Source organism: Desulfovibrio sp. (assembly GCF_047607245.1).
Taxonomy (GTDB): domain Bacteria; phylum Desulfobacterota; class Desulfovibrionia; order Desulfovibrionales; family Desulfovibrionaceae; genus Desulfovibrio.
In genome coordinates this window covers 24,881-35,600 of the sequence record NZ_JASGDK010000091.1, presented here as the reverse complement: position 1 = coordinate 35,600, position 10,720 = coordinate 24,881, and the positions used below count along the sequence as shown (strand labels likewise).

General features: G+C 59.4%; 7 protein-coding genes. 1 reads left to right on the top strand and 6 read right to left on the bottom strand.

Features of this window, described 5'->3' with window-relative positions; translation table 11 throughout:
* Window positions 1–262: 262 nt before the first annotated feature.
* From QM579_RS07375 to QM579_RS07350, 6 genes are all read right to left on the bottom strand, one after another.
* Entirely contained in the window at window positions 263–1,156 is an 894-nt protein-coding gene (locus QM579_RS07375) for an alpha/beta hydrolase (RefSeq protein ID WP_414998523.1), read from the bottom strand.
* A 93-nt stretch (window positions 1,157–1,249) separates the two neighbouring features.
* The gene (locus QM579_RS07370) at window positions 1,250–3,556 is read right to left on the bottom strand and encodes a hydratase (RefSeq protein ID WP_414998522.1); all 2,307 of its coding nucleotides are present in this window, start codon (window positions 3,554–3,556) and stop codon (window positions 1,250–1,252) included.
* 48 nt (window positions 3,557–3,604) lie between these two features.
* Complete coding sequence (locus tag QM579_RS07365; protein WP_414998521.1) at window positions 3,605–4,294, bottom strand: LysE family translocator; 690 nt, start codon at window positions 4,292–4,294, stop codon at window positions 3,605–3,607.
* Window positions 4,295–4,465: 171 nt separating this feature from the next.
* Entirely contained in the window at window positions 4,466–5,608 is a 1,143-nt protein-coding gene (gene icd / locus QM579_RS07360) for an NADP-dependent isocitrate dehydrogenase (protein WP_414998520.1), read from the bottom strand.
* A 378-nt stretch (window positions 5,609–5,986) separates the two neighbouring features.
* Window positions 5,987–7,822 (bottom strand): cache domain-containing protein, encoded by a 1,836-nt coding sequence (locus QM579_RS07355; RefSeq protein ID WP_414998519.1) that lies wholly within the window; start codon window positions 7,820–7,822, stop codon window positions 5,987–5,989.
* A gap of 251 nt (window positions 7,823–8,073) precedes the next feature.
* Complete coding sequence (locus QM579_RS07350) at window positions 8,074–8,316, bottom strand: hypothetical protein (RefSeq protein ID WP_414998518.1); 243 nt, start codon at window positions 8,314–8,316, stop codon at window positions 8,074–8,076.
* Here QM579_RS07350 and QM579_RS07345 point away from each other — a divergent pair.
* Complete coding sequence (locus QM579_RS07345; protein WP_414998517.1) at window positions 8,315–10,561, top strand: ribonuclease catalytic domain-containing protein; 2,247 nt, start codon at window positions 8,315–8,317, stop codon at window positions 10,559–10,561. The genes QM579_RS07350 and QM579_RS07345 overlap by 2 nt on opposite strands.
* Window positions 10,562–10,720: the final 159 nt, after the last annotated feature.

Below are 10,720 nucleotides of genomic sequence, written 5' to 3'. Positions count from 1 at the left end.
TGAGTTTTCGTACCTCTCCACTCCCACGGGTTAGCCTTCAAGGGCTTTCTATCTTCCGTAGTTGCGCGAGGGCTGCGCGGCTTTTGCTGCGGGAGCTTCCCTTCCTTTGGTCGGGTGATCTCCCTGCGCGCCGCGCAATGCCATCAACGGGCAGGTTCTGGCATCATGCGAGAGCGTAATGTCCCGCGAATATCAACTCCAGAGCAAAGTCGTTTTGAAGCCGGGACGCCCCCACCAAGCTCTTCAAAAAAGCTAATCGCCTCTAACGTGCCCTGCGCGAAAATACTTCCCGCAGCCAGCTCAGCCCCTGCTCAAAAGAAGGTTTTGCGCCGGGAAAGTTTTCTTCGTCTTTATAGAACTGTATGAAGCCGTGCTCGTGCCCGGGGTAAAAAAGAAAACTGGTTTCGTTACCGCTTTTTTCAAGTTTTTGCGCGTACTGCCTGCATTCGTCGCTGAGAGGATCAAGACCGCCCACCTGAACAAGAGCGGGCGGAAGATTGTTCAGGTCGGCCCAGAGCGGAGCGGCCAGCGGGTCATCGATACTTGTACCGTCGGCAATGTAGGATGAGATCAGTACGCTGTTCAGTTCACGGGTGGGAAAATGCTCGTCGCCAAGTTTTACCCAGGATTCCGTGTTCATTCTGTTGCTGACGGTGGGGTACATCAGCCACTGACCCTGAACCTCCGGCCCTTTTCTGTCGCGGGCAAGCAGGGCCAGCGAGGCTGCCAGATTGCCGCCAGCACTGTCGCCACCGATCACAATTCTTGTTCTGTCGCCACCCAGTTCAGCCGCGTGGCCGCTGGTCCAGAGCAGGGCAGCATACACGTCTTCCAGCCCGGCAGGAAACGGATGTTCCGGGGCCAGGCGGTAATCAACCGAAACAACAACACACTTTGCGCCGTCGCAAATGCCCCGAAGCAAAACGTCGTGTGTGTCAAGGTCGCCAGAAATAAAACCACCGCCATGCATGAACAGAAAAAGGGGTAGGCTTGCTTGCGGGGTATCCTGTTTGGGAGTGTAAATTCTGAGGGTGATTTTTCGCGCCGGACTGTCCGCCGGAATGCTTATGTCTTTGACGCTCTCGACCTGATCGCCAACGCCTGCCAGTGGGATCATATCCCGGTAGGATTGTCTCATTTCTTCAATCGGATTCATAAATTTCGTCCTTGAAGCCGCTGGCCGCCGCTCCCGGTATGTTTCATCTACCGGAAGCGGCGGCCAGCGTCGTATGTTTTGGGGGATGCGCGTTTACTGCTTGCGCGTGGAATTATAAAAATTGATCAGGCAGCCGTCGAGGATAATCTGGCGCTCGTCGTCGGTCAGGTCCTTGAGGGTCAGGCCTATCTGCTCGGCCTTGCCGCTTTCGCGCACGACATAGGCCAGAATGGTCGGCTCCGCGTCTTTCACGGCCTTGCGTACGTTGGGCACGGCCAGCCAGTCGCCCACCTGAAGCGTTTCAGCCAGATCCGCGTCACCAATAAAGGGCAGCATGCCCCAGTTGATGAGGTTGGAGCGGTAGCGCTTTGTGGCGTATTCGACCGCAAGGTTGGCCCAGCCGCCCAGCACTTTCTGGCAGGATGCCGCTTGCTCGCGGGCAGAACCGTCGCCGGGCTTGACCGCAAAGATGGTAGAGCCGAGGCCCACGTTCTTGAGGTCGGCGGCTCCCTGCAGGATATCCAGGCCGCAAAGGGCGAAAAGAGCGCGGGCGCGGGCCACCAGTTCAGGGTCAGCCGCATTGACCAGACGTGCCTTTTCCATCAGGTCAACAGCCTTGGCGCGCTCCACATAGCCGGGATCTTTGCGCGACAGGGTGTATTCCGCCAGCTTGAGGGGGTTGGAGCGCAGGGATGACGTTTCGCCCGAAGGAATAAGCTCGTCCGTTGTGGTCACAGGGTCGGTGATGACGCTGACGACCTGCAACAGCAAGTGGTCCGGCAGGGCGCTCATGGCTGGCCAGTCGGCAATATTGGGGCCAAAGACAAGTGGCACTTCCGGCTTGGGATTGCCAAAACCGTTGTACACACGGCGGTGGTAAATAAGCGGCTCGAAGCGGTAGTCGAGGTTAACGTCGGCAAGGCCGGGCGCTGACCAGTCAAGATCCGTGGCGGGCGTCAGGCGGCCGCCATTGGCAGCCGTGGCCGCGATGGAACGGGCGTCCATAAGGGCAACAGCAGAAAGCTGGCCGTTGGCAGGCTTGGAGCCTTCGCGGTTGGGGAAGTTGCGCGTGGTGTGGCGGATGGACAGTGCGCCGTGCGCAGGAGTATCGCCCGCACCGAAACAGGGGCCGCAGAAAGCGTTTTTGAGCACAGCGCCAGCAGCCATAAGTTTGGCCGTGGAACCGTTGTTGACCAGTGCAAGCCCTTGCGGTTCGCTGGCGGGGTAAACCGACAGGCTGAAGGCCAGATTGCCGGTGCTTTTGCCGTCCAGAATGGCGGCGGCCAGCGTGATGTTTTCAAAGCTGCCGCCAGCGCAGCCAGCAATGATGCCCTGATCCACCCACAGGCCGCCGTCGCGGATTTTACCACAAAGATTCAGCCCCTTGGCGGCGTCGCCAAACTGCTTGCGGGCTTCGTCCTCCACCTGGGCCAGCAGTTCGGAGGCATGCTTTGCCACTTCGGCCACGGGGTAGGCATTGCTGGGATGGAAGGGCAGGGCGATCATCGGCACGATCTTGTCGAGATTAATGCGGATGAGCCCGTCATAACAGGCCGGGCCTTCAAGGCGCAGTTCGGCGTAGTCGCCGGGGCGGCCGTGCTTTTCAAGGTACTGGCGCACCTTGCCGTCCGTGGTCCATATGGAAGAAAGACAGGTGGTTTCCGTGGTCATGACGTCGATGCCGCAACGGTATTCCACTGAAAGGCCTTCCACGCCGGGGCCCATAAATTCCAGAACCTTGTTTTTCACAAAGCCGTTCTTGAACACGGCGGCAATAAGCGTAAGCGCAACGTCCTGCGGGCCAACGCCGGGGCGGGGCGCGCCTTCAAGCCAGACGGCGATTTTTTGAGGATTGGTCACATCGTAGGTCTTGCCAAGAATCTGTTTGACCAGCTCCGGGCCGCCTTCGCCGATGGCCATGACGCCAAGAGCGCCGTAGCGGGTATGGCTGTCTGACCCCAGAATCATGCCGCCGCATTTGGTCATCATTTCGCGCACATACTGATGTATGACCGCCAGGTGCGGGGGCACGAAAATGCCGCCGTACTTCTGCGCAGCCGCAAGACCGAAAAGGTGGTCGTCTTCGTTGATGGTGCCGCCCACGGCGCAGAGGCTGTTGTGGCAGTTGGTGAGGGCGTACGGCACGGGAAATTCGGTGAGGCCGCTGGCGCGGGCCGTCTGGATGATGCCCACATAGGTAATGTCGTGGGAGGCCAGAGCGTCAAAACGGACACGCAGCACATCTTCGCCTTCAGGGGCGGTGTTATGCGCGGCAAGAATGCGGGCAGACAGGCTGTTTTTGCGCGCGGCTTCCAAATCCACACCCTTGGCGCGGGCCTCTTCGGCGCTGCGGATGGTGTTTCCTTCAATGACAACGGCATTGCTTATGAGCTCAATCATGTTGGCAGACCTTCCTGCTGGGTTTGGGAGTCGCTGGCGCGACGCTGGTTAGCGGGACTGCGCCGCGGCCAGTTTGAGGCCGAAGGCAATGAAGACGAAACCTGTAAAGCGTTGCAGCCAGAGCTGAAAGCGGCTGTTCTCAAAAACATGACGTACGCGGCCAAGCATGTAGGCCAGGGGGACGTACCAGAGCAGACACAGGGCCGACATGATGCCGCCAAGCTCCAGAAATTGCGGAGCCAGGGGAGCGTGCGGGTCTGTGAATTGCGGCAGAAATGTCAAAAAGATAATGACGGCCTTGGGATTCAGGGCATTGGTCAAAAACCCTTGCCAGAAAAAAGACCACCACTGGCGAACCGAAAGGCGCTGTTCCGCAACGGGAGGGGCAGCGGCTTCATGCGCGGCCACACCGTCACGAGGCGCTGTTTTTACCACGGCGGCGCTTACGGCCCCACTGTTGCGCAGGGCCTGAATGCCGAGCCAGATAAGATAGGCCGCGCCAGCGTATTTCAGAATGCTGAACCACAGCATGGACTGGGCAATAATGGCAGATATGCCCAGCATGGCGGCAGTGGTGTGCACGCAGATGCCAAGGGCAACGCCGCACGCCGCCGCTTGCCCTTGCGGGCGGCCATTGAGCAGCGAAATTTTGGCAATAAGGGCGAAGTCCGGCCCCGGCAGGATCACCAGTATGGCAGCCATAGGCAAGAAGAGCAGCAGGGTTTCCAGTGAAATCATGACAATAACCTTGTTGATGGAAAGGGACGAGCTTCAGACTATGGGCTGTTCCTGTATTTTCTGGGCCCCTGCGAATCGCCTTGCAGAAGAAAGCCCGTGTAGGCGTCAGGAGAAGGGATGCATCCTTTGCGCGTTGCCGTGCCGAGGTATCCCTCCTCCTGAAAAGGATTTTTACAGATACGAGCCGATGATGTCGCCGAACTCCTTGCAGCCCACCACGCGGGAGCCAGTAACCTGAGCGGCCAGATCTTCGGTGACGGCCTTGCCCGTGATGGCCTTGCCCACAGCCTTGCGGATGCGGTTCGCTGCGTCGTGCTGGCCCAGATGTTCCAGCATAAGCGCGCCGCACAGGATGACACTGCCGGGGTTGGCTTTGTCCTTGCCTGCAATGGTGGGGGCAGTGCCGTGGGTGGCTTCGTAAAAGGCCAGCGTGTCCGACATGTTGACGCCGGGGGCCAGCCCAAGGCCGCCCACCTGCGCGGCAAGCGCGTCGGAGATGTAGTCGCCGTTGAGGTTGGGCGTGGCCAGCACCTGATACTGTTCAGGCCGCAGCAGGGCTTCCTGGAACATCGCATCGGCTATGCGGTCTTTGACCACAAGGCGTCCGGCCACGGGCTCCTTTTCGGAGCAGGTGAGGTCGCCGAACTCCTGCGCGGCCACATCGTAGCCCCACTGGCGAAAAGCGCCTTCGGTGAACTTCATGATATTGCCCTTGTGCACAAGGGTGAGGCTTTCCTGCTTCTGGTCCAGGGCAAAGCGCAGGGCGCGGCGCACAAGGCGTTTGGAGCCAGCTTCGGTCATAGGCTTGATGCCCACGGCGGCAGCGTCGCCCACCTTGGTCACGCCCAGTTCGTCGCGCAGAAAGGCGATGAGCTTGCGGGCCTCTGGGGTGTTGGCGGCAAATTCCACGCCCGCGTACACGTCTTCGGTATTTTCGCGAAAGATGACCATGTTGACCCGTTCAGGATGCTTGACCGGGGTTTCCAGCCCTTCAAAATGGCATACGGGGCGGATGCAGGCATAGAGGTCCAGAGTTTGGCGCAGGGCCACGTTGAGGCTGCGTATGCCCGTGCCTACCGGGGTTCCCAGAGGTCCCTTCATGGCAAGTTCGGCATGGCGCAGGGCTTCAAGAGTGGCGTCGGGCAGGGGGTGGCCCGTTTCTTTCACGGCCTTGTCGCCAGCCAGCAGTTCCACCCAGTCCAGGGTGAGGTCGGCTCCGGCAGCGCTGATGGCTCCTTCAATAACCGGGCGGGCGGCCTGCCAGATTTCCGGGCCGATGCCATCGCCTTCAATCCAGTACACAGTCTTGCGCATGTTCCCCTGTCCTTTTAACTGTCGGTGAATATAGAGCATGTAAACTTTAAAAAAGGTTACATACTCTAACGCTGCACGAGAGTGCAGCGCGCAGTAACGCGGCGTGGATTCTGCCGGAAAGTGCATCCGCGGCAGAATGACAATTTTGAAACGCGAAGCACTTCAAAATTAACCAGTATCCAAGGAAGCACTGATTAAAAACCTTCTGGAAACGCGCAGTTCTTTCGTTTGGCAAGGCGCGACCTTTTTTTGAAGCAGGAGTGGGCTCTTCCGCCCTCGACTGTTCCAAAAAAAGTGAAGCAACGCCGCCAAGCGGAATAAATCAGCGTTTCCCCAAAACGGGGCCGGGCCATCCCGAGCCCGGCCCACCTGAAACTGCTAGTCGTTGTCGTCGCTGTCGTCTTCTTCGTGCTGGAGAGAACGCGCGCGCTTGAGCAGTTGCTCAAGCTGGATGTCAACGCCGATGACGCCGACGATATTGTCCTTTTCATCCGTAACAGCGCAGGACACGGTGATAATGAGCTTGCCCGTGAAGTGCGACTGGTACACATCCATAATGTGCAGGTCGCCGCTCTGCATGGGCATCTTGAACCACTGGCGGTCCGAAAAATCGTAGCCAATGGGCAGGGCTTCGTAAGTTTCTTTGTACACGGGGTCGGTGATGGCCGAACACTTGAGGCGGCCCTGGGCGTCCGTGAGGTAGCAGTACTGAATAAAGGGGTACTCGCGAACAAATTCGTCCAGTCTGCCGCAGGCTTTTTTGCCAAAGTCCAGCAAATCCTTGTTGTGCACAAGCCGCACAATAAGGTTGGCAGAAAGTTCGCCAGCCAGCTGCTTCATGTGGTCGAATTCGGAAGCAAAGAGCTCGGGCATGAACTTTTGCACAAGGGCTTCCATTTCTTCGTGCGAGAAGTGCGTGGTGCGCCCGGTTTCTTCGTAGACGGCCATGATGGCGTCGTAGATGTTGCCCACGGCCGGGTGCTTTTTGGAAACCTGCCGGTCTTTATCCAGGTTGAGATTGGTATTGATCCAGTAGGCAACGCCCGCACGGCCCGTCTTGTCGGTGATGATGATGGGCACCGGACGGCCAAGCAGATGGTTGGTGTCGAAGATATTGTAAATTTCTTCGTTCTTGGCCAGGCCGTCCGCATGCACGCCCGCGCTGGTGGCGTTGAAGTCGCGGCCCACAAAGGGGTAGTTGTGGGGAATGCGGTAGTGCAGCTCTTTTTCAAAGAACTGGGCCACTTCATTCAGAATGGTGGTGTCGGCGGCGGCATCGTCGCCCGTGAGGGATATGTACTCCACCAGCAGGGCTTCAAGAGGGGTGTTGCCCGTGCGCTCGCCAAAACCGAAGAGCGTGCTGTTGACCGCGCCGCAGCCATACAGCCATGCGGTAACGCCGTTGACAAGCACCTTGTGGAAGTCGTTGTGCCCGTGCCATTCAAGCCACTGGCCGGGAACGCCAGCCTCGTCGGTGAAGGCCCGCACGATGCGCTGTACCGAGCGGGGCAGCGCCGCGCCGGGGTAGGGCACGCCGTAACCCATTGTGTCGCACATGCGAATTTTGACAGGCATGCCGCTCTGGCGCGCCAGTTCCATCAGGCGCTGGGCGAGGGGCAGGCAGAAACCGTAAATGTCGGCTCTGGTGATGTCCTCAAAGTGGCAACGGGGAATGATGCCCCATTCCAGAGCCTGCTCGGCCATGCCCACATACATGTCCATAGCCTGCTGGCGGGTTTTGCCCAGTTTGAGAAAAATATGGTAGTCCGACACGCTGGTGAGCATGCCGGTTTCGTCAAATTCCATATCGCGGGCCAGCTTGAGGTCATCCTTGGTGGCGCGGATCCATGCAGTTACCCGGGGAAAGCGGTAGCCACGGGCGCGGCACACGTCGATGCACTTGCGGTCCTTGGCGGAGTAAAGAAAAAATTCCGAAGCAGTGATCAGTCCGGTTTTTCCACCCAGGCGGTGCAGAAAATCGAACATCTTGGCCACTTGCTTGACGGTATAGGGCGGGCGGGCCTGCTGGCCGTCACGAAAGGTCGTGTCGGTAATGCGCATTTGCTCCGCAGGGCGCGGAGCCAGCAGCACTTCGTCAAAAGACGTGCGGCAGACGCTGGTGTAGGGAAAAAGTTCGCGGTAGAGCTGGGGTTTTTCAGGCTCCTGCATAACCAGGGTACGGCTGCCTCCGCTTTGGTGGATGATATTGCTCATATGCTCCCGCCGACTCGCGCTGACCGCGCGGAAAAAAGTTGTCCGTGGAACGCTTTTATAGCGGCTTCGCGTTTTCCCGTCCAGTGCGCGCAAGGGCGCATCAGTCTGAAACCCTTGGCACTTGAAGTGCCCGTTTGACGGCGCAAGGCCCGTTGACGCCTGTTGCGCGGCAAGGAATTGGGAAAGGGTGCCTGACAGCTTTTCCGGCATGAAGCGTCTCAGCCCAGTTTGGCTTTGAAATAATTAACATTTTAAATTGTCATCCTGCCGAAGGATGCAACTTTTAGCAGAATCCGCGCCGGGCTGTGGCCCGTTGCACTTTTGTGCGTGCTGGAGTTTTTTAATTTTTTAAAAGTTAAAATGTTCCAGAGCGACTGTCCTGTGGCGCTGGCGGAAATCGGGCACTTGCCAGAAAAACAAAAATGAATGATTGTCCCTGTCGAAGGCGCATGGCGGCAATGCTTGTCTGGCGCGCCTTCTGAAGGAGCAGGCATGTCGGATTGTGTGCGCTACCCAGCGCCGGGCTGCGTGGTGGAATATATGGAGGGCAACGCTGTTCAGATTGCCCTTATTACTGAAGAGGTCGGGGGGCGCTTGCGCCTTCTTTTGCCCAACCGCCGTGAAACGCGGCTCAATGCGTCGCGCCTGCTGCCCTGGCTTGGGCCCATGCATGGGGCGGATCTTGGCCGCGAAGACGCAGTGCGCCTGCTTGAGCAGCATAAAAAAAGCCGTGAAGATCTGGCTGCCGATGTGCCTGTTATGGACGTGTGGGAGCTGGCTCAGGGCGAGGTAAGCGTGGCTCCGGCCACGTGGTTTGCCGAACTTTTCACCTCTGATCCTTCCGTGGATCAGGTGTCTGCCTATGGCCGCGCCCTGCTGGCCTGTAAGAGCCATTTTCGCTTCCAGCCCCCGGATTTTCAGGTTTTTCCCGCTGGTATGGTTGAAAAACGCCTGGTGGAAGAAAAAACCCGCCTTGAACGCGAAGCCCTTATTGCAGGTGGCGCGGCCTTTTTGCGCATGTTGTGGGATGTGGCCTGCCGCAAGCGCGAGCTGCCGCCACCTCCGGCGGAAGGAGCCAGCAGCGGAGAATGGCCGCCAGATGATGTGGCCGAAAGTCTTGAAGAAGTGCTGCGAGCCCGCATGATCGACCCGGAAGGGCAGGAATATGACGCCCTGTGGCGCACCCTTGGCAAAGGCCTGCCGGATGTGCCGCACCTGCCCCTGCAACTGCTGGTAGCCTGGGGTAAAGTGCCGCCGCACTACAATTTCTGGTTGGACCGCGCAGGCTACGCTTCTGGCGACAGCTGGTGGACGCCGCACAGCGAACAGGTGGACGCGCTGGTTCGCGCCTCGCAAAGCGGCGAAATGCCCGATGCAGCGCTTTTTACTTCTGACGCGCCTGCGGGCTGCATGTGCGACGAAGATTTCTCTGCTGTAGCTGCAGAAGCCCCTGCCTCGTCGCCTTCTCTGCTTTTTGAACCAGGTCCGCTGCCTGAAAGCCCGTTGCCCTTCATAAGCATCGACAGTGCCAGCACCCGTGACGTGGACGATGCCTTTCATGTGCAGCCAGCGGAAGACGGCTACCTGCTTACCCTGGCCCTGGCCTGCCCCGCGCTGTACTGGCCTTTTGGCAGCCCCTTGGACAAGGCTGTGCTGCACCGGGGTACGAGCATTTATCTGCCTGAAGGCGACTGCCACATGCTGCCGGAAGTTCTGGGCACGGCGGCTTACTCCCTGATTGCCAACGAATCCCGCCCCGCGCTGTGCGTGGAGGTTCCGGTTGACGCCAATGGCCGCTACGGCTCCTGCCGGGCATACCTTGCCCGCGTGCGTCTGGCTGCCAACCTGACCTACCGTGACAGTCAGGCCGTGCTGGATGCGCAGGCCGAAAGTGCTGACGCTCCATTGCCTGAAAATCCCGCTGCCGCCCATGCCGGGCAGTTGCGTTCCGGCCTTGATCTGGCCCGAAAAAGGCAAGGCGCACGCATTGAAGACGGCGCTGTGGTTATGGACAGGCCCGACCCTGCCGTTTCGCTGGAAGGCGAAGGGGCCGACGTGCGCGTGCATGTGGGGCCGGACTACAGCGCCCCCGATGCGCAGATGCTGGTGGCGGAGATGATGATTCTCGCCAGTGCCGCTGTGGCCCATTGGGCCTTGGAGCGCGGCATGTCCATGCTGCACCGGGTGCAGGACGTTGTTTTGCCCCGCGAGTATGCGGGCATATGGAATACCCCGCAGGACATGACGCGCATAATGCGCGCGCTGACGCCTTCGGGGCTTGAGGTGCAGGCCCGGCCCCACGCGGCTTTGGGGCTTGACCGCTACACACCTATGACTTCGCCTTTGCGCAGGTATCCTGACCTTGTCAACGAGGCGCAGGTGGTGCATTTCTTGTGTACGGGCCAGCCCCGCTGGAGCGAAGACATGCTTGTGCGCCTGTTGCAGGCCCTTTCGCCCGCGCTGGACGGGGCAGGGCAGGTGCAGCGCTTCCGCCCGCGCTACTGGAAACTGCTGTTCTTCCGCCAACAGGGAGACAAAGTGTGGTGGCCCGGCGTGATTACTGAAGAAAATGACGCCTTTGTCAGCGTGAGCCTGCCGGATCAGGGCATGTTTGTGCGCGGCAGGCGAAAGCTCTTTGACGACAGGGCGCACCCCGGTTTGCAGGTGGATGTGCGCATCGGCAAGGTGCACCCATTGTATAACGAGATCATGATTCTCGAAGCCGCCACGACCGGGTAGCGCAAGAAGCCAAGGCCTTTTGTGTGCCCGCCAAAGGCATGCAAAAAGCCTCTCAGGGCAGCCTGCTTCTGGCGGTTGCCGCCGCAAAGCGGCGTGCGGATGAAGCCGGAGCCAACGCGCCCGGCCCATAAAAATTGTCTTGGCTGGTGCTGCCCGCCG

Excerpts from the sequence above, each read along its gene's own strand:
- QM579_RS07375 (WP_414998523.1), bottom strand. The coding sequence starts at position 1,156 with ATGAATCCGATTGAAGAAATGAGACAATCCTACCGGGATATGATCCCA.
- QM579_RS07370 (WP_414998522.1), bottom strand. The coding sequence starts at position 3,556 with ATGATTGAGCTCATAAGCAATGCCGTTGTCATTGAAGGAAACACCATC.
- QM579_RS07365 (WP_414998521.1), bottom strand. The coding sequence starts at position 4,294 with ATGATTTCACTGGAAACCCTGCTGCTCTTCTTGCCTATGGCTGCCATA.
- icd (WP_414998520.1), bottom strand. The coding sequence starts at position 5,608 with ATGCGCAAGACTGTGTACTGGATTGAAGGCGATGGCATCGGCCCGGAA.
- QM579_RS07355 (WP_414998519.1), bottom strand. The coding sequence starts at position 7,822 with ATGAGCAATATCATCCACCAAAGCGGAGGCAGCCGTACCCTGGTTATG.
- QM579_RS07345 (WP_414998517.1), top strand. The coding sequence starts at position 8,315 with ATGTCGGATTGTGTGCGCTACCCAGCGCCGGGCTGCGTGGTGGAATAT.
- QM579_RS07350 (WP_414998518.1), bottom strand. The coding sequence starts at position 8,316 with ATGCCTGCTCCTTCAGAAGGCGCGCCAGACAAGCATTGCCGCCATGCG.